We start from the raw sequence: 20,935 nt of genomic DNA, 5'->3' as shown, positions 1-20,935 counted from the left end.
GTGGGTTGGCAGGCACTTCAAAAAGAAAGGCGCCCGCGAGGGGCGCTCTGGTCAGGCGTTGGCGACCTTCTTGTCGACCTCGGAGGCCACCGAGAACGCCTTGCGCAAGGTCGGCTTGTGAATCTTGCCGGTGGCGTTGCGCGGCAGCGCGTCGACGAAGCGGATCTGGCGCGGGCATTTGAAGCGCGCCAGATTGGCCATGCAGTGCGTGAAGACATCGGCCTCGGTCAGCTTCTGCCCTGGCTTGACCGCGATGATGGCAAGGCCGACCTCGCCCCATTGCGGATCCGGGATACCGATCACGGCGGCTTCGGCGATCGCATTGAGCTGATGCAGGACGTTCTCGACCTCGGCCGGATAGACGTTCTCGCCGCCGGAGATGTACATGTCCTTCCAGCGGTCGACGATGTAGTAGAAGCCCTCTTCATCCATGCGCGTTGCGTCGCCGGTGTGCAGCCAGCCGTCGGTGAAGGAGGTCTTGTTCGCCTCCGGCCTGTTCCAGTAGCCCGGCGTGATGTTGGGTCCCTTGACCCAGAGCTCGCCGAGTTCGCCGACATCGGCATCGCTGCCGTCGGGGCGCACGATGCGCACTTCCGTATGCAGCACCGGTTTCCCGGCGGAGCCTGCCTTGCGCGCCGCATCCTCGCGATCGAGCACCAGCACGGCCGGCGAGGTCTCAGTCATGCCGTAGCCCTGCTGCAGGGCGACGCCGCGCGCTTCCCACACTTTGAGCAGCGGCACCGGCATCGGTGCGCCGCCGACACCGCCGACGATCAGCCGGCTGAGATCGGTGGTCGCGAAGGCCGGATGCTGCGCCATGAACTGGTAGATCGCGGGCACGCCGAAGAACACGTTGATGCCCTGCGCGGGATCGTTGATCAGGCCTAGCGCGGCGCCGGGATCGAAGGCGCGCATGATCATCACGGTACCGCCGGCGTGCAGCACGGGATTGGTGTAGCAATTCAGCCCGCCGGTGTGGAACAGGGGCAGCACGGTGAGCAGCACCGAGGCCGGCCCGATGCAGGCGGGGCCGCCGAGATTGACGCAATTCCAGAAGGTCATGCCATGGGTGATGGTCGCACCCTTCGGATGGCCCGTCGTGCCCGAGGTGTACATGATGGTCGAGACATCATCGAGCGTGACCTCTTCGGCGCGGTCGAGCGGCTTTGCGGCGGCGATGCCGGCCTCATAGGACCCGCCGGGGCCGAGCAGCAGGCTCGTTCCGACACCGCAACGCGTTGCGACGGCAAGCGCAGTCTCGGCAAGATCGGTGTCGTGGATCATCACCTTCGGCGCGCAGTCAGCCGTGATGAACTGGAGTTCGGGGACGGTGAGGCGGGTGTTCAGCGGCACGAAGATAGCACCAAGCCGCCCGCAGGCGAATTGCACCTCCAGCGTATCGGTGGTGTTCAGCGCCAGCACCGCGACACGGTCACCGCGGGAGACGTTGAGCGTGTGGCGCAGGAACGAGGCGAGGCGCGAGACGCGGGCATCGAGCTGCGAATAGGTGAAACGGCGCTCGCTCGCGAGGTCGATGACCGCGACCTTGTCAGGCGTGCGGCGGCCATGATGGACGATCCAGTCGTAGTAGCGAACGGCCAAGAATACCTCCCTCGGCGCACCATGCCCGGCATGGCCCTGGGGCCAGCCGGAGTCTGTGCAGCAACGTTTTTTGCGCCAGAGTTGGCCTGCGAGCGGGGAAAATCGTCTTGCGTTGAGTTGCTGGCTTGCAGCCTTTCCCGAAGCGCCGGCTCCTGTCAGCCACTGCGCGCAAGTGAACCGGCCATGTTCCAGCGATGGTAGCCGAAGCGAATCCGGCTGCGAGACGAAAGCGATGAAGAGCCCGTTTTATACCGCCGAGCACGACGCGTTTCGCGACGTGATGCGACGCTTCGTCGACAAGGAGATCGCTCCGTTCGCCCATGAGTGGGACGAGGCCGGTGAATTCCCGCGCAGGCTCTATCGCAAGGCCGCCGAGATCGGTCTGTTGGGCCTGGGATTCCCCGAGGAATATGGCGGGATCGCCGCCGATCAGTTCATGAAGATCGTGGCCAGCCAGGAGCTCGCGCGTGCCGGCGCCGGCGGCGTCAGCGCCAGCCTGATGAGCCACACCATCGGTTCGCCGCCGATCGCGCGGGCGGCACGGCCCGAGGTGAAGGCGCGCGTGCTGCCACAGGTGCTGGCAGGCGAGAAGATCTCCGCGCTCGCGATCACCGAGCCGGGCGGCGGCTCTGACGTTGCAAACCTCCGCACGAGGGCGCGGCGCGACGGCGATCACTACGTCGTGAGCGGCGCGAAGACCTTCATCACCTCGGGGATGCGCGCCGATTATCTGACCGTTGCCGTGCGTACCGGCGGCGAGGGTGCCGGCGGGGTCAGCCTGCTCCTGATCGAGGGCGATACGCCGGGCCTGTCGCGCACCAAGCTGAAGAAGATGGGCTGGTGGGCCTCCGACACCGCGACCTTGCATTTCGACGAATGCCGCGTGCCGGCCGAAAATCTGATCGGGGAGGAGGGCCAGGGCTTCAAGATCATCATGCAGAATTTCAACAGCGAGCGCATGGGCATGGCGGCGGGCTGCACCGCCTTCGCCCGGGTCTGCCTCGACGAGGCCATCGCCTATGCCAGGGAGCGCAAGACCTTCGGCAAGCCGCTCGCCCAGCACCAGGTCATCCGCCACAAGATCGTCGACATGGCGCAAAAGGTCGCGGCAAGTCAGGCGATGCTGGAGATGCTGGCCTGGCGGCTCGAGCAGGGCGAGAGCCCGGTTGCGGAAATCTGCATGATGAAGAACCAGGCGACGCAGACCATGGCGTTCTGCGCCTCCGAAGCTGTGCAGATCTTTGGCGGCGCCGGATTCATGCGCGGCATCAAGGCCGAGCGCATCTACCGCGAGGTCAAGGTCAACGCCATCGGCGGCGGCACCGAGGAGATCATGAAGGATCTGGCGTCACGGCAGATGGGGTTGTGACCTCGCGCTGCGCGCGCCCCGGAATGACGAAGAGGAAGAAATGCTATTCACCGCCGACCACGACGACATTCGCCGTTCTCTGCAGAAATTCATCGCCAATGAGATCAATCCGCACGTCGATGAATGGGAAAAGGCCGACATCTTCCCGGCGCATGAGCTGTTCAAGAAAATGGGCAGCCTCGGCTTTCTCGGGCTGAACAAGCCGGTCGAGTTCGGCGGCTCCGGCCTCGACTATTCCTATGCGCTGATGATGGCGGAGGAACTCGGCGCCATCACCTGCGGCGGCGTGCCGATGGCGATCGGGGTGCAGACCGACATGGCGACGCCGGCTCTGGCGCGCTTCGGTTCGGACGAGGTGCGCCGCGAATTCCTCGCGCCCTCGGTCTCGGGCGATTTCGTCGCCTGCATCGGCGTCTCCGAGCCCGGCGCGGGCTCCGACGTCGCCTCGATCAAGACGCAGGCGCGCTCCGATGGCGACGATTACGTGATCGACGGCGGCAAGATGTGGATCACCAACGGCACACAAGCCGACTGGATCTGCCTGCTCGCCAACACCGGCGACGGGCCCGTTCACCGCAACAAATCGCTGATCTGCGTGCCCATGAAAAGCAAGGGCGTCACCATCGCGCGAAAGCTCGACAAGATGGGCATGCGCTCGTCGGACACGGCGCAGATCTTCTTCGACAATGTCCGCGTGCCCAAGCGCAACCGGATCGGCGAAGAGGGCAAGGGCTTTACCTACCAGATGATCCAGTTCCAGGAGGAGCGGCTCTGGGGTGCGGCGGCCTGCCTGAAGTCGCACGAATACATCATCGACCAGACCATCGAATACACCCGCAATCGCAAGGCCTTCGGCCAAAGTATTCTCGACAACCAGGTCGTGCACTTCAAGCTCGCCGAGATGCAGACCGAGGTCGAGCTGCTGCGCGCGCTGATCTATCGCGCTGCCGAGCAGCTGGTCGCGGGCGAGGATGTGACGCGGCTCGCGACCATGGCCAAGCTGAAGGCCGGCCGGCTCGGCCGCGAGCTCACCGATGCCTGCTTGCAATATTGGGGTGGGATGGGCTTTACCAACGAGACGCCGGTCAGCCGCGCCTATCGCGACAGCCGCCTGACCTCGATCGGCGGCGGTGCCGACGAGGTCATGCTGATGGTCCTGTGCAAGATGATGGGCACGCTGCCGGGAAGTAAAGGAAACGCCTGATGATCACGCTCTATCATTGCGACGCCGCGCGCTCGTTCCGTCCGCTCTGGATGCTGGAGGAGATGGGGCTGTCTTACGAGCTGAAGATGCTGCCGTTCCCGCCGCGGGTCTTTGCCAAGGAATATCTGGCGCTCAATCCGCTCGGCACGATTCCCTTCCTGGTCGACGGCGAGACCAAGATGACGGAGTCGTCGGGCATCTGCCACTATCTCGGCATCAAGCACGGGCCGACGCCGCTGATGGTCGGGCCGGAAGATCCCGCCTATGGCGCATTCCTGAACTGGATGTATTTCAGCGATGCCACGTTAACCTTTCCGCAGACGCTGGTGCTCCGATACACCCAGCTCGAGCCGGAAGAGCGCCGCAATCCGCAGGTCGCGACCGACTACGCAAAATGGTTCCTGGGACGCTTGCGCGCCGTTGAGGCAGCGACCGCGAATGCCGAAACCTTGTGCGCAGGACGTTTCACTGCCGCTGACATTGTCATCGGCTACGCCCTCCGGCTGGCCGACAATATCGGGCTCGCCAAGGATTTTGGGCCAAATGTCGCAGCCTATTGGGCACGCCTGCAGCAGCGCGACGGTTTCAAGCGTGCTGTTGCTGCGGAGCAAAGGGCCGGCGCCGAGCAGAATGTTGCACCGCGCGTGAGAGCGTGAGCCTTCACAAGTCGGGAACTACAGACCCGCGATGGTCCCGGACGGCTGGCCGCCGTCCTGGAATGCCAACGCTTTGCGCTCCATGACAGCGCTATCGCGCCGTGACAGCGCCCAAATTTCGGCTAAGGTGACCTCCGTCCGCAGCGGCCAGAGAGCCGCGCGAGGAGGACCCCAATGGAAGATAAAGGTCGCGAATCCGACCATCTCATGCTGATCACGCCGGAGCGGGTATTTTACGCCGGCCTGCTCGGACGGCCCCGGAAGCGAACCCCCGGTTGCTGCCATGTCTATGTCGCGGTGAAGGGCAGCCTGCATCTCACCATCGATGACACGCTTGCCACCGGCGAGCTGTTCGTCACCCTGCCGAACCAGCGACACTCCATTGCCAGCGATTATCGCACCGCCATCAGCGTGACGCTGGAGCCGGAGAGCATGCCGGACGGCGTGATCGAGGCCTTGGCCGAGCGGCTGCGGGGGCCGGACAAGGCCGCCTATGCCCGCAAGATCCTGGCCGCCTACGCGCTACTCCGCCAGCGCCGCTATGGCGACATCACCACCGCCGAGTTCGACGAGATGTGTTTTGGCGAGGCGCTGCCGCGCCGCGTGCTCGATCCGCGTGTGACCCGTGCCGTCGCCCGCATCGAGCGTTTCTCCGGTGAGCCTGTGACTGCCGACACCTGTGCGGCGGAAGCAGGCCTCTCGGCCTCGCGCTTCCTGCATCTGTTCAAGGAAGAGACGGGCATCTCCTTCCGCTCCTTCCGTGCCTGGAAGCGTGCGCGGCATTTGCTGCACTTCGCCAATCAGGATCTCAACCTCGCCCATCTCGCGCAGGACATCGGCTATCCCGACTCCACCCATTTCAGCCACTCGATCCGTCGTTTCTACGGATTGAAGCCGCGCGCGATCTTCGTCGGCTCGCGCGATCTTGCGATCTATCGCAGCACCGAGACGGTGCGGCTGGCGGAAGCGAGTTAACTCCGCTCGTTATCCTTGGTAGAGGCGGGTTGGCGCAGCGTAACCCGCCTCTTTGATCTCCTCGGAGGCAGAAGTGGCGGGTTACGCTTTCGGCTAACCGCCCTGCGATTCGTCGTTTTTCCCAGCTTCTCGGCGCAAGAAGCCGCATGCCGCCCATCACATGATCGCAATCGTTGAATTCTCAACGTGCGAGATATCATTGGCATGAGCGACAAGGCCGTCATCACCTGCGCGCTGAACGGCGTGCTCACCGACCCCAAGCAGCACAACGTGCCCGTGACGCCCGAAGAGATGGCGCGGGAGGCCAAGGCTGCGTTCGATGCCGGCGCGTCCATCATGCACATCCATCTGCGCCAGCAGGCGCCGGGCAAGGGGCACCTGCCGTCCTGGGAGGTCGCTGTCAGCAAGGAGATCCAGCAGGCGATCCGCGAAGCCTGCCCCGGCGTCATCATCAACCACACATCGGGCGTGTCAGGGCCGAACTACTCCGGCGCGCTCGACTGCATCCGCGAGACCAAGCCCGAGATCGCGGCCTGCAATGCGGGCTCGCTGAACTATCTGAAGGTGAAGTCCGACAACAGTTGGGCCTGGCCGCCCATGATGTTCGACAACGCGGTCGAGAAGGTGAAGGACTATCTCGACGTCATGAACGCGGTCGGCACCATCCCCGAGTTCGAATGCTTCGACGTCGGTATCGTCCGCTGCGTCGGCATGTACCACCAGGTCGGCATGTACAAGGGGCCCCTCGAATATAACTTCGTGATGGGCGTTGCCTCCGGCATGCCCGCCGACCCTGAATTGCTGCCGATCCTGATCAAGCTGAAGCGCCCCGAGGCGCATTTCCAGGTCACCGCCATCGGCCGCGAGGAGATCTGGCCGCTGCATCAGCGTTGCGCCGAGCTCGGCGGCCATTTGCGCACCGGGCTGGAGGACACCTTCTATCTCGCCGACGGCAAGAAGGTGACGTCGAACGGCCAGCTGATCGAGGCCATCGCCGCCTGCGCAAGGCGTGCGGGCCGCGAGATCGCGAGCCCGGCGGAAGCGCGGAAGATATTTGGGACGAATCGCTGAATATCACTGTCGTTCCGGGGCAATGCGAAGCATCGAGCCCGGAACCTCGATATTCCGGTGTCAGGCTTCGCGTGCCCCGGAATGACGATCAAGGTCTGTCATGTCCACCATCGAAAACACCATCTCCCCCGGCAGCGCCGCCTACCACGCCAACCGTGACGGCATGCTCGGCCTGATCGACCGCATGCGCGCGCTGGAAGAGCGCACGCGCGCCGCATCCGCCGCGGCCAAGGACCGCTTTCACAAGCGCGGCCAATTGCTGCCGCGCGAGCGCGTCGCGCTGGTGCTCGATCCCGGCGCGCCCTTCATCGAGCTCTCCACGCTCGCCGGCTACATGTTCGACGTGCCGGATGCCGGCAAGAGCGTGCCGGGCGGCGGTGTCATCGCCGGCATCGGCTTCGTCTCGGGTATCCGCTGCATGGTCAGCGCCAGTGATTCCGGCATCGACGCCGGCGCGCTGCAGCCCTTCGGCCTCGACAAGACGCTGCGGGTGCAGGAGCTGGCGCTGGAGAACCGGCTGCCTTACGTGCAGCTCGTCGAAAGCGCCGGCGCCAATCTCCTGCGCTACCGCGTCGAGGACTTTGTCCGTGGCGGCAACATCTTCCGCAATCTGGCGCGGCTCTCGGCAGCCGGTCTCCCGGTCGTCACCGTCACGCACGGCTCCTCGACCGCTGGCGGTGCCTATCAGACCGGCCTGTCCGACTACATCGTGATGGTGCGCGGCCGCACGCGTGCCTTCCTCGCGGGCCCGCCGCTGCTGAAAGCGGCGACCGGCGAAATCGCGACCGAGGAGGAGCTCGGCGGCGCCGAGATGCACACGCAGGTCTCCGGCCTCGGCGATTATCTCGCCGAGGACGACCGCGATGCCCTTCGCATCGCGCGCGAGATCATGGCGGCCCTTGAATGGGAGCGGCCGGGCCGTGCGGCGCGCGAGTTCAAGCCGCCGCGCTACGACCAGGACGAGCTGCTCGGCATCATGCCGATGGACCACAAGCGCACCGTCGACATGAAGCAGGTGATCGCCCGCATCGTCGATGATTCCGACTTCACGGAGATGGCGCCGAATTACGGCCCGGCCACCGTCTGCGGCCATGCCCGCATCGAGGGCCAGGCGATCGGCATCATCACCAACAACGGGCCGCTCGATCCCGCCGGCGCCAACAAGGCGACGCATTTCATCCAGGCCTGCTGCCAGACCCGCACGCCGATCCTTTATCTCAACAACACCACGGGCTACATGGTCGGCAAGGCCTATGAAGAAGCCGGCATGATCAAGCACGGCTCCAAGATGATCCAGGCGGTAACGTCGGCCACGGTGCCGCAGATCACCATCTATTGCGGCGCTTCGTTCGGCGCCGGCAATTACGGCATGTGCGGCCGCGGTTTCCATCCGCGCTTCTGCTTCTCCTGGCCCAACGCCAAGACCGCTGTGATGGGCGGCGAGCAGGCGGCCGAGACCATGGCGATCGTGACCGAGGCGGCTGCGGCGCGGCGGGGCAAGCCGATCGAGAAGGACAAGCTGGACGCGATGAAGGCGCAGATCATCGGCGTCTTCGACGGCCAGATGGACGTGTTCTCTACCAGCGCGCGCGTGCTCGACGACGGCGTGATCGACCCGCGCGATACCCGCGCGGTGCTGTCCGAGGTGCTCGCGATCTGCCGCGAGGGCGATGCGCGCACGCCTCAACGCATGCAGTTTTCGGTGGCCCGCCCATGAGGAACGGATCAGTGCAGCACCGGCTGTTCTTCAAGATCCTGGTCGCTAATCGCGGCGAGATCGCGCTGCGCGTGATGCGAAGCGCGCGGCAGCTCGGCCTTGGCGTCGTCGCGGTCTATTCCGATGCGGATCGCGATGCGCTGCATGTGCGCCAGGCCGACCAGGCCGTGCGCATCGGCGAAGCCTTGCCGGCCCAGTCCTATCTCAACATCGCCGCGATCATCGCCGCCGCCAAGGCGAGCGGCGCGGATGCCGTTCACCCCGGCTACGGCTTCCTCGCCGAGAACGAGGATTTCGCGCAAGCCTGCAAGGATGCCGGTCTCGTCTTCATCGGCCCGTCGCCGCAGGCGATCGAGGCGATGGGCAACAAAGCCGGTGCCAAGGAGATCATGAAGAAGGCCGGCGTCCCCGTCGTGCCAGGCTATCAGGGCGCCGATCAGGGCGACGAGGTCATGCTCGCCGAAGCCAAAAAGATCGGCTTCCCCGTGATGATCAAGGCGGTCGCCGGCGGCGGCGGCCGCGGCATGCGGCTCGTGCCCGACGCCGCGTCGTTCCCGGATGCGCTGCGCAGCGCGCGGTCGGAGGCGAAGGCGGCGTTCGGCGATCCCACCGTGATCCTCGAACGCGCCATCCAGAATCCCCGCCATATCGAAATCCAGGTGTTCGGTGACAGCCATGGCAACGCCATCCATCTCGGCGAGCGCGATTGCTCGGTGCAGCGGCGGCACCAGAAGCTGATCGAGGAGGCACCGTCGCCGGCGGTCACGCCGGAGCTGCGCGCAAAAATGGGCGAGGTCGCGGTCGCCGCGGTGAAGGCGCTGCGTTACGAGGGCGCCGGCACGCTGGAATTTTTGCTCGATGCCGGCGGCGAGTTCTACTTCATGGAGATGAACACGCGGCTCCAGGTCGAGCATCCCGTGACCGAGGCGATCACCGGCCTCGATCTCGTCGAGCTGCAGTTGCGCGTTGCGCGCGGCGAGCCGCTGCCGGTGAAGCAGCAGGACATCAAGTTCTCCGGCCACGCCATCGAGGCGCGCCTGTGCTCGGAAGATGCCGCGCACGATTTCATGCCGCAGTCCGGCCGCATGGCGCGCTGGCAGGTGCCTGACGGCATCCGCGTCGAGCACGCGTTGCATTCAGGCTCGGAGATCCCGCCGTTCTACGATTCCATGATTGCGAAGGTGATCGGCCACGGCGCCACGCGCGAGGAGGCGAGGGGACGGCTGATTGTCGGCCTGGAGCAGCTCACCGCGTTCGGCGTCACCACAAACCAGTCGTTCCTGATGTCCTGCCTGCGTCATCCCGGTTTTGCCAAGGGCGAGGCGACGACGGCGTTTATCGGCGTGCACCGCGACGAGTTGCTGGCGCCGCGCGCGGACGCGGCATTCGATACGGCGCTGGCGGGCCTGCTGCTCTACGTCACCAATCCCCGCGCGCCGTCCTGGCAGAGTGGCCGGAGCCTGTCGGCAACGTTCCCGCTGCCGGCAAAACTCGAGATCGCGGGCCAGACGCTCGATCTCGAAATCACCCGCGAGCGCGACGGCAGCTACATCGTCGCGACAGGCGATCGCCAGGACAGGTTTGAGGTCGAGCAGCTCGACGCCGATACGGTCCGCTTCCGTCATGACGGTGTGATGGACAGCGCAAGATTCCTGCGCGATGGCGACCGGCTGTATGTGCAGCATCGCGGTACCCCTCTCGCAATCGCCGATGTCACGCTCGCCGCGCCGAAGTCCGCCGCAAGCAACGGCGGCGACGGCAAGGTGCGCGCGGCCCTGAACGGCCGCGTCGTCGCCGTCCTGGTCAAGCCGGGCGATCGCGTGACGGCCGGTCAGCCCGTGATGACACTGGAGGCGATGAAGATGGAGCACGTCCACAAGGCCGGCATCGACGGCGTGGTCGCCGCGATCGACGTCGCCGAGGGCGAGCAGGTGACCACAGGACGGATCGTGGCGGAGATCGGCGCCGTCTAGCGCGGTATCGCGGCAAAGACGCAACGCGGGTGCCGCGACCGCCCCGCAGAGAGGGACTACCCTCTCGATCCGGTGGTGCCCTCGGGCGACCGCGGTCTGCACTTATGCCTGTCCGTCTTGGGGTCGCAAGGAAACGTCTTTTGGACCTTGTCGATCATCCAGAGCATGACCGGGTTGCCGGGGTTCACCGGGTGATCGGACGAAGGGCTTTGTGCGGACGGCATCGGCGCGGCCGAACGCGCGCTGGCCGGCACGGGGCCGATGCGGGTCGAGACGGCGGTGCCGGTCGACATGGTCCGGCCGTCGGGGGCCAGCGTGTAGTTCCAGCTGCCGAGGCTGTTGGTGTAGATCAGGACGTTGCCCGAGCAGGTCCAGGTCCCCTGCACACAGGCCGGATGCTCGCTGCACAGCGCGCGGCCGTCGCGCAAGACGGACCCTCGGTTGCCGCTTCCCGAATGGCGCCATTCGCCGACGAATTTGGAGGCGCAGCTGGCGGGCGGAGCGGCGAAGGCCGAAGACGCCATCAAGGTCAGCAGCACGGAAGCGATCAACGATCTCGTAGCGATCATAATCATCATAATAACGCCTCCCTGGAAAACGCCGATCTAGCCCGGGCGGGGCCACGTTCTCAACTGGTCGGCCGGAACAGGGATTAACCGGCTAGCACAGCACGCGACGATGGAGCTGCTGTTCGCGATCTCTCCATGGGAGGACGCATGGCGCGCTTCGACTTGCCCACCTTTGATGCTTGATCCCGATCAAAGGGAAAAACCAAGTCATTACAATGAGGTTGGAACGAGGGTCAGGCGCTCGAAATGTTCCTTGAAAATTGTTCACGTTTGTGGCTACTAATGTTGAACATTGTTCGATTCGAGGTTCACATGTCTCGCGCCGACGGTCACGCCGCAATACAGGCTTTAACCCGCCGATTCTCGTTTGCCGCACCACAGCCACGCGAAAAATATCTGATCGGCGCAGTCTCGGCGCTGGTGTTGGTGACGCTCCTCGCGCCCGCGCTGCCCGCCGCCAACTGGCACATCCCGCACTTCATCGACACTCGCACCTGGCTCGGCGTGCCCAACGCCGGCGACGTGCTCAGCAATCTCGCGTTTCTCGCGATGGCCGTCTGGGGCTCGGAGCGACTGCGCGCGCGCCACGACACACCCGTGGGCGCAAGCTGGTTCTTCGTGGGATTGATCCTCACGTGCTTGGGCTCAGGCTTCTATCACCTCGATCCCGACATGCCGCAGCGGCTCGTCGCCGATCGTCTTGGCATGGCGGTCGCGTTCGCGGGCTTTCTAGGTATCGCCGCCGGTGAGCGCATCAGCGTGCGTGCCGGTGAAGCCGTGCTGGTCCTGATGATGATTGCGGGCCTGCTGGCTGCCTGGGTGGCACGCGAAAATCTCACGCCATGGGTGGTCGTGCAGTTCGGCGGCATGGCGTTCGCCGTGGGACTGGCATTGACGCGTCCTCGACCCGGCGCGCTCGGCGTGCCGCTCGGCGGCGTGATCTTCTTTTATGTGCTCGCCAAGCTTTTCGAACTGGGCGACGAGATCGTTTTCGAAGCAACAGGGCACTTCGTCTCGGGCCACACGCTCAAGCATCTGGCTGCCGCGCTGGCGGCCTGGCCGGTGATCCGCGCGTTGCGGCATGATCGGCAAGCGTAGGGCGTAACCCACCACTTTTCGTTCCGTGATGGCAAAGGTGGTGGGTTACGCTGACGCTAATCCACTCCACAGGGCTACAGCGCCGCGTTGCTCCGACCCGTCCCGTCGTTGAGCAGACACGCCACCTGATGCCCGTCGCCCGCGTCCAGCAGCGCTGGCCGCTCGATCTTGCACCGGTCCATCGCGAACCGGCAGCGGGTGTGAAACGCGCAGCCCGGAGGCGGATTGACCGGGCTCGGCACGTCGCCATCCACCAGCGGCGCGAGCTTCTTCGCCAGCGGATTGGCGACCGGCACGGAAGCGAGCAGGGCCTGGGTGTAGGGATGCCTGGGATTACGGAATAGCTCGTCCTTGTCTGCGATCTCCACGATGCGGCCGAGATACATCACGGCGACGCGGTGGCTGATATGGGCAACCACGGCGAGGTCGTGCGCGATGAAGAGATAGGAGAAGCCGTGCTGCCGCTGCAGGTCGATCAACAAATTGATCACCTGCGCCTGGATCGAGACGTCGAGCGCGGAGACCGGCTCGTCGCAGACGATCAGGCGCGGCCCCAGCGCGAGCGCCCGCGCGATGCAGATGCGTTGGCGCTGGCCGCCGGAGAATTGATGCGGGAAGTTGCGCATCTGGTCGGGCCTGAGGCCCACCTGCTCGAACAGCCTTGCGACGCGCGCCTCAAGGTCCTTGCCGCTCGCGAGCCCGTGCACGGCGAGCGGCTCCCCGACGATGTCGCCGGCGGTCATGCGCGGATTGAGCGAGGCGAACGGGTCCTGGAACACGATCTGCATCGAGCGGCGGTGCGGGCGCAGCGCCGCCTTGGACAGATGCGTGATGTCCTCGCCGTCGAGGCGGATCTGCCCTGAGGTCGGCTCGACCAGCCGCAGCACGCTGCGCGCCACCGTCGACTTGCCGCAGCCGGATTCGCCGACCAGCCCGAGCGTCTCGCCGGCCTGAAGGGAGAACGAGACGCCGTCGACCGAGTGCACGGTGCCGACCTGTCGCCGCAGCACGCCAGCGCGCACCGGATAATATTTCTTGAGGTCGGTGACCTCGAGCAGTGCCTCGGTCATGCCACCTCCGCGACTTCTTCCGCGCGCCAGCAGGCCGCGAGGTGGCCGCCGCCCCAATCCGCCAGCGGCGGATATTCGGCCTCGCAGCGCTTGATCGCGAGCTTGCAGCGCGGCGCGAAGGCGCAACCCTGCGGCAAGCGGACCAGTGACGGCACGGTACCGGGAATCTCGTTCAGCCGCGCCGGTGCGACGATGCCGGGCGCCGGCACCGCCGGGATAGAGGCCATCAGCCCGCGCGTATAGGGATGCTTCGGCGCGGCGAACAGCGCCTCGACGCTGGCTTCCTCGACCTTCCGCCCCGCATACATCACGATCACGCGCTGCGCCGTCTGCGCGACGACGCCGAGATCATGCGTGATCAGCACGAGGCCGGTGCCGAGCTCTTTCTGAAGGTCGAGGATCAGCGCCAGGATCTGCGCCTGGATAGTGACGTCGAGCGCGGTGGTCGGCTCGTCCGCGATCAAGAGCGCCGGCCGGCAGGCCAGTGCCATCGCGATCATCGCGCGCTGGCGCATGCCGCCGGACAGCTGATGCGGATATTCCTTCGCGCGTCGCGCCGGTTCGGGAATGCGCACCAGGCGCAGCATCTCGACGGCGATGGTCCGTGCCTCCCTGGCCGGGATGTTCCGGTGCAACCGCACGGCCTCGACGATCTGATCGCCGATCCGCATCACCGGATTGAGCGAGGTCATCGGCTCCTGGAAGATCATGGAAATGCGGTTGCCTCTGACGGCGCGCATCTCCGCCTCATTCAGCGCCAGCAGATCGGTGCCTTCGAGCGTGACGGAGCCGCCGACGATGCGGCCGGGCGGGTCGGGCACGAGGCGCATCAGCGACAGCGCCGTGACGCTCTTGCCGCAGCCGGATTCGCCGACGATCGCCAGCGTCTCGCCGCGCTTGACGGTGAAGGAGACGTCGTCGACCGCCTTGAACAGCCCTGAGTTGGTGAAGAACACCGTCTTCAGGTTCTTCACCTCGAGCACGAGATCGGATTTGTCCGCCATCAGCCGCGTTGCCTCGGATCGAGAATATCGCGCAGCGCGTCGCCGAACAGATTGGCGCCGAACACGGCGAGGCTGATGGCGATGCCCGGGAAGATCACCAGCCACGGCGCCGTGCGGACATATTCGGCGGCGGACTCCGACAGCATGCGGCCCCATGACGGATAAGGCTCGGGAATGCCGAGACCGAGGAAGGACAGCGAGGCCTCGGTGAGGATGGTCGAGCCGAGCTGGGCGGTTGCGAGCACGATCAGTGGGGCCAGCGTGTTCGGCAGCACGTGGCGGAGCGCAATCCGCACCTCGCTCATGCCGATCGACTTGGCGGCCTCGACGAAGGGCAGCTCCCGCAGCGCCAGCGTGTTAGCCCGGATCACGCGTGACACCGTCGGGATCAGCGGAATGGCGATGGCGATGATGACGTTCGGCAGGGACGGGCCGAGTGCCGCCGTCATGATTAGCGCCAGCACCAGCAGCGGCAGCGCCTGCAGCACGTCGGACACGCGCTGGAAGACGAGATCGACCCAGCCGGACAGATAGCCCGACGTCAGCCCGACGATGACGCCGATCGTGCCGCCGAGGGCGGTCGAGCCGATGCCGACCGCGAGCGAGATCCGCGCGCCGTGGATGATGCGGCTGAACACGTCGCGGCCGAAGGAATCGGTCCCCATCCAGTGCGCCCAGCTCGGGCGGGCGAGTGCGCTGGCGGAATCGACGGTCAGTGGGTCGTAGCGCGCGATGAAGTCGGCAAAGATCGCGGTGAACACGAACACGCCCATGATGATGAGCCCGGCCGCGCCGAGCACGTGCCGCTGCGCCAAAAACAGCACGCGCCGCCATCCACCGGTGGCATGCGCGCCGGCGCGCCGCAGTTCGAGATCGTAGTCGATTGCGGCCAAACAGCTCTCCTAATCCGTGTACCTGATCCGCGGGTCGAACACCGCGTAGAGCATGTCGACGATGAAATTCGCGACCACCACGACCACGGCGATGAACATCACCAGGTTCTGCACGATCGGATAGTCGCGCCAGCGGATCGCCTCGACCAGGAAGCGCGCGACGCCGGGGATGTTGAACACCGTTTCGGTGACGATCAGGCCGCCGATCAGGAACGCCGCCTCGATGCCGATCACGGTGATGACGGGCAGGATCGCGTTCTTCAGCGCGTGCTGATAGTTCACGGCCGTCTCGGAGGCGCCCTTGGCGCGCGCGGTGCGGATGTAATCCTGCCGCAGCACCTCCAGCATCGAGGATCGCGTGATGCGCATGGTCAGCGCCGCGCTGCGGAAGCCGACGGCGGCGGCCGGCACGGCGTAGGTCGCGAACGCCTCGAGCCAGGTCTTCGGGTTTGGATTGAAGATCGGTATCTGGCCGAACATCGCGACCGCCGCGGTGAGGATGAGCAGGCCGAGCCAGAACGAGGGCAGCGACAATCCGCTCAGGCTCACCACGCGCAGGGCGTAATCGAGCCGCGTGCCCTGCTTGACCGCGCTGATGACGCCCAGCGGAATGCCGATCGAGGCCGAGAACAGCAGTGCGAGGCCGGCCAGCTTGGCCGTGATCGGGATTCTCGGCAGGATTTCCTGCAGCGCCGGCTTCTCGGAAACATAGGAATAGCCGAGATCGCCGCGCAGAAAACCGCTGATCCAGTGCCAATATTGCACGATCATCGGCTGGTCGATGCCGAGCTCCTTCTCCAGATTGGCCTTGTCGGCGGGATCGACATAGCCGGCCGCGGCGAACAGGATGTCGACGATATTGCCGGGCACGATGCGCAGCAGAACGAAGATGACGACCGAGATCCCGAACAGGGTCACGAGCATCAGGAACAGGCGTCGCACCAGATAGGCAAACATCCTTCGCCCTCCGCGAGCCGCTAATCTTCAGCCAGGCGTGCTACTTGTCGAGCCACACATCCTCGTAGCGAAAGCCGTTATAGGAGCTGTTCGACATGATCGTGACGCCCTTGACGTAAGGCTGCCAGCAGGTGCCGGCCCGCGCGTGGAAGATGATCGGGCGGGCGACATCCTCCTGCAGCTTCTTGTCGATCTCCCAGACCAGCGGCTTGCGCTTGGCGATGTCGATCTCCTGCGATTGCACGTCGAACAGCTTCTCGATCTCCTTGTTGCAGTAATTGGTGTAGTTCCGCTCGGAGCCGCAGGAATAGTTCTCGTAGAAGGACTGGTCGGGATCGTCGACGGAATTGCCGGTCAGATTGAGGCCGAGCATGTAGTCCTTGCGCGCGACTTTCGGGAACCAGTTCGCGGTTTCCACGACGTCGAGCTCGCCGTCGATGTAGATGCTCTTGAGCTGGTCGATCAGGATCACGGCGGGGTCGCGATATTCCGCGAGATTGCGGGTCGAGACTTTCACCGCAAGATGCTTGTCGGGGCCGTAGCCCGCCTTCTGCATCAGCTTCTTCGCTTCCTCGCGGTTCGCCTTCACGTCCTGGCCGTAGCCCGGAATGGTCTCCAGCCTGTCCTTCGGCATGCCCCAGATGCCTTGAGGCGGCGGCAGCATGGTGCCGCCGATATCGGCCTGGCCTTCGAACAGGATGTCGATGAAGGCCTTGCGGTCGAGCGCAAGGGACACCGCCCGGCGAATATCGATGTTGTCGAACGGCGCGGACGTCGAGTTGACGATGATGTTGGTCGAGACATTGGTCGGCTCGACGACGCAGGTGGCGTTCGGCGCCTGCGACTTGATGTCCTTCAGCAGCGGAATCGTGATGTGCGTCGGGAAGGTCATGTCGAACTTGCCGGCGACGAAAGCGAGGATCGCGGTCGAGCGGTTCGTGATGATGGTGTACTCGACGCCGTCGAGATAAGGCAGGCCCTTCTTCCAATAGTCAGGATTTCGCGTCAGCTTGATCGATTCATTGGCCTTGAACTCGACGAATTTGAACGGCCCGGTCCCGATCGGATGGGTGCGCATGTCCGCCGGAGAGACGTGGCAGGGATAGACCGGCGTGTAGCCGGACGCGAGCATCGCCAGTAGCGAGGGTTGCGGCCGCTTCAGGTCGAAGGAGACCTCGAAATCGCCATTCGTCGTAATCTCATTGACTTCGTTGTACCAGGCCTTGCGCGGGTTCTGCCGCAGCTTCTGCTGCGATTTGCCCATCAAGAGATCGAAGCTGCATTTGACGTCGGCCGACGTGAACGGCTTGCCGTCGTGCCATTTGACGCCCTGGCGCAGCTTGAATGTCAGCTTCTTGTTGTCGCCGCTCCAGGACCAGCTTTCGGCGAGCTCGGGCCTGAGGGTGTCAGGACTGTTCTGCGCGATGTGCTGGTCGTAAATGACGAGATTGTTGAAGACCCCCATGAACGGCACGTTGACCGAATAGGTCGCGCCTTCGAGGATCGAGGCGTTGGCCGGACTGTCACGGTGGTACATCCGCAAGGTTCCGCCCTGCTTGGGCTCGCCGGCGAGCGTGGTGGTTGAGGTCGTCAGCACAGATAGCGCCGCCGTTACGGCGAGCGCCCACACGCTCCGCATGCTCATCCTCCCTGGACATCGGCCTTTTGCGGCCTGTTTGACCGGACGATAGCACGCAAGCCGAGCGAGGCAACCCCGATAGCGCCTCATGCCGCCTCGACAATTCGGATGACGGAGGCTGCAGGGGATTTCATATCTCACAATGTGAGAGTGCAGGTGCGAAGAGATGGGGCCTGTGCTGCGTGCAGAAGTTGCGCGCCGGGACGACAGCGAGTGGAGCCGCGCCCTCACACGATCCTTGACGCCTTGTTTCCCCAGTACCGGTCCCGCAGCAGGCGCTTGTAGAGCTTCCCGGTCGGCAGCCGCGGCAATTCCTTCTCGAAATCGACCGAGCGCGGCACCTTCTGCCGCGACAGCGATTTCGCGCAGAACGCGATCAGCTCTTCGGCCAGCGCCGCGTCCGGCACGACATCAGGCATCGGCTGCACCACCGCCTTCACCTCCTCGCCGAGATCGGGATTGGGCACGCCGAACACGGCGGCATCGGCGACCTTCGGATGGGTGATCAGCAGGTTCTCGCATTCCTGCGGGTAGATGTTCACCCCGCCGGAGATGATCATGAAGGTCGCCCGGTCGGTCAAATACAGGAAGCGGTCTTTGTCGACATAGCCGACATCCCCGACCGTGCTCATGCTGCCGTCGGCCGAGCGCGCCTCCCTGGTCTTCTCAGGGTCGTTGAAATATTCGAACGGCGATCCCGTCTTGAACCAGACCTGGCCCGGCGTCCCGGTCGGGCACGCCCGCATGTTCTCGTCGAGGATGTGGAGATCGCCGAGCAGCACCTTGCCGACGGTGCCGCGGTGCGCGAGCCATTCCTCGCTGTTGCAGGCGGTGAAGCCGAGGCCTTCGGTCGCGCCGTAATATTCGTGGATGATGGGTCCCCACCATTTGATCATGTCGTCCTTGACCAGAGCAGGGCAGGGCGCGGCGGCGTGGATCGCGATCTCGAGCGAGGACAGGTCGTAGCGCTTGCGCACCTCTTCCGGCAGCTTCAGCATGCGCGAGAACATCGTCGGCACCAGCTGGGTGTGCGTGATGCCCCATCGTTGGATCAGCTCGAGATAGCGCTCGGGATCGAAACTCTCCATGATGATCACGGTGCCGCCCATGCGGATCGTGAGGTTCACGGCAGCTTGCGGCGCGGAATGATAGAGCGGGGCCGGCGAGAGGTAGACCAGGCCCTCACGGTAGTGCCAGAGCTTGGTCAGGAAATCGAACAGCTGCAGATTGTGCTTCGGCGGCTCCTCCGGCAGCGGCCGCAGGATGCCTTTCGGCCGCCCGGTCGTGCCGGACGAATAGAGCATGGCGGTGCCGAGCCATTCGTCGGCGATCGGCGTCGCCGGCAGACCAGCGGTCACCTCCGCAAGGCCGACGATGCGCTCGCTCTCGCCGGGGCCATCGGCGACGATGCAGAGCTTGATATCCGGGCAGGCTTGGATCGCCTCGCGCGCGATGTCGAGCTTGGCCACCGACGTGATCAGGATCTTCGACTGGCTGTTGACGAGCAGATAGGCGAGCTCGCCCGGCGTCAGGAAGGAGTTGATGCAGGTGTAGTACAGCCCGGAGCGCTCGCCCGCGCCGCAGGCCTCCAGGTAACGCGAATTGTTCTCCATGAAGATCGAATAATGGTCGAGCCGCCTCAAGCCGTGCTTGCGGAACAGATGCGCCAGCCGGTTGCTGCGCGCCTCCAGCTCGCGATAGGTGACCGCCTCGCCGGTGGACGCCATGATGAAGGCGGGCTGCAGCGGGCGCAGGCGGGCGTGTGTACCTGTGTACATCGATCCTCCGGTTCAGATCATGCGGCGAGAAGCAGGATTTCGCGCACCTGCGCCGGGCCTTCGATCTTGCGCGGATTGCGCGGGACCCAGGGCGTGCGCATCGCCTGCTCGGCGATCACCTCGAAATGCTCGGACGACACATGCACCTCGGCGAGGCTGCGCGGCATGCCGAGCGAGCGGATGAAGGCGTCGAGCACGTCGGCGGCGTTGTGGCCGGGAAAGCCCATGGCGGCGGCGACGATCATCTGCCGCTCGGCATTGTCCTGCGCATTCCAGCGCATCACCGCCGGCAGCATGATGCAGGAGGTGTAGCCGTGCGGCACGTCGAAGGCCGCGCCGAGCACATAGCCGATGCCGTGGCTCGCGCCCATCGGCACGCCGGCGGCAAGGGCGCCCATCGACAGCCAGGTGCCGATCTGCGCGTCCATCCGCGCGTCGAGGTCGGAAGGGTCCGCCTTCACCCGCGGCAGCGCGTCGGCGAGCATGGCGAGCCCCTTCACCGATTGCGCGTCGGCATAGGGATGCGTCTCATGCGAGCAGATCGCCTCGACGCAATGGTCGATGGCGCGGATGCCGGTCGACAGGAACAGCCATTCCGGCGTGTGGACGGTAATGGCCGGGTCGAGGATGGTGGCGCGCGGCACCGTCAGCGGATGCCGCAGCATCTGCTTCACATTTGTGCTGCGGTCGGTGACGCCGGCGATCGCGCTGAACTCGCCCCCGGCGATCGTGGTCGGCACGCTGATCTGCCGCACGTGAGGGGCGATCATCTCGGGCGCGACGCCCTTGCGGACGCGGATGCGCTCGATGCCGTCGATGTCGGTGATGCCATTGGCAAGGCAAAGCTGCACCGCCTTGGCGCCGTCGGTGATCGAGCCGCCGCCGACGGTGACGATCAGATCAGCTCCAGCCTCGCGGGCTGCATTTGTGGCCGCAATCACCGCCTCGCGCGGCGTATGCGCCGGCATGGCGTCGAACAGGCCTGCGCAGCGGGAGCCCAGCGCCTGTTTGATTGTCTCGATTTCGTCGGTCTGCCGGTTGAGCGTGCCCGAGACCATCAGGAAGGCGCGGCGCGTTCCCAGCCGGTCCATCTGCGCGACAATGGCGCCGGCTGAGGGATGGCCGAACACGACCTCCTCGATCGCGCCGAAAACGACACGTCCCTGGTGCACGCCTGTCCTCCCGGACAATTTGCCTTGTTTTTGTAGGGAGAGCTTAGCCGAGCCCATTGCGGGCGTCATGCGCGAAGACGCTGGCCATCGCCACGCGCGAAGCCGGCTATCGGGCTGTCAACCCGCCATCCGGCCAGGGCGTTCGTCCGAGCATTGCGCGCACCGCGGTCTTGAAGAGTTCATCTTTG

General features: G+C 65.1%; 17 protein-coding genes. 8 read left to right on the top strand and 9 right to left on the bottom strand.

Features of this window, described 5'->3' with window-relative positions; genetic code table 11:
* Window positions 1-51: 51 nt before the first annotated feature.
* Window positions 52-1,602, bottom strand: a complete 1,551-nt coding sequence (locus RPS27_RS12770) for an acyl-CoA synthetase (protein WP_212065005.1) — start codon at window positions 1,600-1,602, stop codon at window positions 52-54.
* A 232-nt stretch (window positions 1,603-1,834) separates the two neighbouring features.
* Between RPS27_RS12770 and RPS27_RS12765 the strand changes: the two genes are divergently transcribed.
* The 7 genes from RPS27_RS12765 (at window position 1,835) to RPS27_RS12735 (ending at window position 10,567) form a co-directional block, all read left to right on the top strand.
* Window positions 1,835-2,971, top strand: coding sequence for an acyl-CoA dehydrogenase family protein (locus tag RPS27_RS12765; protein WP_212065006.1), 1,137 nt, complete (start codon window positions 1,835-1,837; stop codon window positions 2,969-2,971).
* A gap of 40 nt (window positions 2,972-3,011) precedes the next feature.
* Window positions 3,012-4,175, top strand: a complete 1,164-nt coding sequence (locus tag RPS27_RS12760) for an acyl-CoA dehydrogenase family protein (RefSeq protein WP_194404979.1) — start codon at window positions 3,012-3,014, stop codon at window positions 4,173-4,175.
* Complete coding sequence (locus tag RPS27_RS12755; RefSeq protein ID WP_194404978.1) at window positions 4,175-4,831, top strand: glutathione S-transferase family protein; 657 nt, start codon at window positions 4,175-4,177, stop codon at window positions 4,829-4,831. Before RPS27_RS12760 ends, RPS27_RS12755 begins: the two co-directional genes overlap by 1 nt.
* 174 nt (window positions 4,832-5,005) lie before the next feature.
* Window positions 5,006-5,806 (top strand): helix-turn-helix domain-containing protein, encoded by an 801-nt coding sequence (locus tag RPS27_RS12750; protein WP_194404977.1) that lies wholly within the window; start codon window positions 5,006-5,008, stop codon window positions 5,804-5,806.
* A 204-nt stretch (window positions 5,807-6,010) separates the two neighbouring features.
* Entirely contained in the window at window positions 6,011-6,877 is an 867-nt protein-coding gene (locus RPS27_RS12745; RefSeq protein WP_212065007.1) for a 3-keto-5-aminohexanoate cleavage protein, read from the top strand.
* Window positions 6,878-6,977: 100 nt separating this feature from the next.
* On the top strand, window positions 6,978-8,594 hold the full coding sequence (locus RPS27_RS12740; protein WP_313754060.1) for an acyl-CoA carboxylase subunit beta: 1,617 nt from the start codon (window positions 6,978-6,980) through the stop codon (window positions 8,592-8,594).
* A complete protein-coding gene (locus RPS27_RS12735) occupies window positions 8,591-10,567 on the top strand; it encodes an acetyl/propionyl/methylcrotonyl-CoA carboxylase subunit alpha (protein ID WP_212065009.1) in 1,977 nt (658 codons plus the stop codon). The genes RPS27_RS12740 and RPS27_RS12735 overlap by 4 nt, the downstream gene beginning before the upstream one ends.
* A 56-nt stretch (window positions 10,568-10,623) precedes the next feature.
* Here the strand turns inward: RPS27_RS12735 and RPS27_RS12730 are convergent, their stop codons facing one another.
* Window positions 10,624-11,145, bottom strand: a complete 522-nt coding sequence (locus tag RPS27_RS12730) for a hypothetical protein (RefSeq protein WP_212065010.1) — start codon at window positions 11,143-11,145, stop codon at window positions 10,624-10,626.
* Between the two features lie 303 nt (window positions 11,146-11,448).
* On the opposite strand from RPS27_RS12730, the gene RPS27_RS12725 reads away from it, so the two are divergent.
* Window positions 11,449-12,234, top strand: coding sequence for a hypothetical protein (locus RPS27_RS12725; RefSeq protein ID WP_212065011.1), 786 nt, complete (start codon window positions 11,449-11,451; stop codon window positions 12,232-12,234).
* 74 nt (window positions 12,235-12,308) lie between these two features.
* Here RPS27_RS12725 and RPS27_RS12720 read toward each other — a convergent pair whose 3' ends face one another.
* The 7 genes from RPS27_RS12720 to RPS27_RS12690 all read right to left on the bottom strand — a co-directional run bounded on the left by RPS27_RS12720 (window position 12,309) and on the right by RPS27_RS12690 (window position 20,747).
* Window positions 12,309-13,304, bottom strand: a complete 996-nt coding sequence (locus tag RPS27_RS12720; RefSeq protein ID WP_212065012.1) for an ABC transporter ATP-binding protein — start codon at window positions 13,302-13,304, stop codon at window positions 12,309-12,311.
* Window positions 13,301-14,308, bottom strand: a complete 1,008-nt coding sequence (locus tag RPS27_RS12715; RefSeq protein ID WP_212065013.1) for an ABC transporter ATP-binding protein — start codon at window positions 14,306-14,308, stop codon at window positions 13,301-13,303. The genes RPS27_RS12720 and RPS27_RS12715 overlap by 4 nt, the downstream gene beginning before the upstream one ends.
* Entirely contained in the window at window positions 14,308-15,201 is an 894-nt protein-coding gene (locus RPS27_RS12710; protein WP_194404969.1) for an ABC transporter permease, read from the bottom strand. Before RPS27_RS12710 ends, RPS27_RS12715 begins: the two co-directional genes overlap by 1 nt.
* Before the next feature lie 9 nt (window positions 15,202-15,210).
* Window positions 15,211-16,158: an ABC transporter permease gene (locus RPS27_RS12705; RefSeq protein WP_211415470.1), complete on the bottom strand. Its 948-nt coding sequence runs from the start codon at window positions 16,156-16,158 to the stop codon at window positions 15,211-15,213.
* A 40-nt stretch (window positions 16,159-16,198) separates the two neighbouring features.
* Window positions 16,199-17,797, bottom strand: a complete 1,599-nt coding sequence (locus RPS27_RS12700) for an ABC transporter substrate-binding protein (RefSeq protein WP_194404967.1) — start codon at window positions 17,795-17,797, stop codon at window positions 16,199-16,201.
* Window positions 17,798-18,024: 227 nt separating this feature from the next.
* A complete protein-coding gene (locus RPS27_RS12695) occupies window positions 18,025-19,575 on the bottom strand; it encodes an AMP-binding protein (RefSeq protein WP_212065014.1) in 1,551 nt (516 codons plus the stop codon).
* A gap of 17 nt (window positions 19,576-19,592) precedes the next feature.
* Window positions 19,593-20,747 (bottom strand): iron-containing alcohol dehydrogenase, encoded by a 1,155-nt coding sequence (locus RPS27_RS12690; RefSeq protein ID WP_211415473.1) that lies wholly within the window; start codon window positions 20,745-20,747, stop codon window positions 19,593-19,595.
* Between the last annotated feature and the right edge of the window lie 188 nt (window positions 20,748-20,935).

The sequence above is a fragment of the Bradyrhizobium sp. WYCCWR 12699 genome, from assembly GCF_032144035.1.
In the GTDB taxonomy this organism is placed as follows: Bacteria; Pseudomonadota; Alphaproteobacteria; order Rhizobiales; family Xanthobacteraceae; genus Bradyrhizobium.
This window is presented reverse-complemented; position numbering and strand designations above follow the sequence as displayed.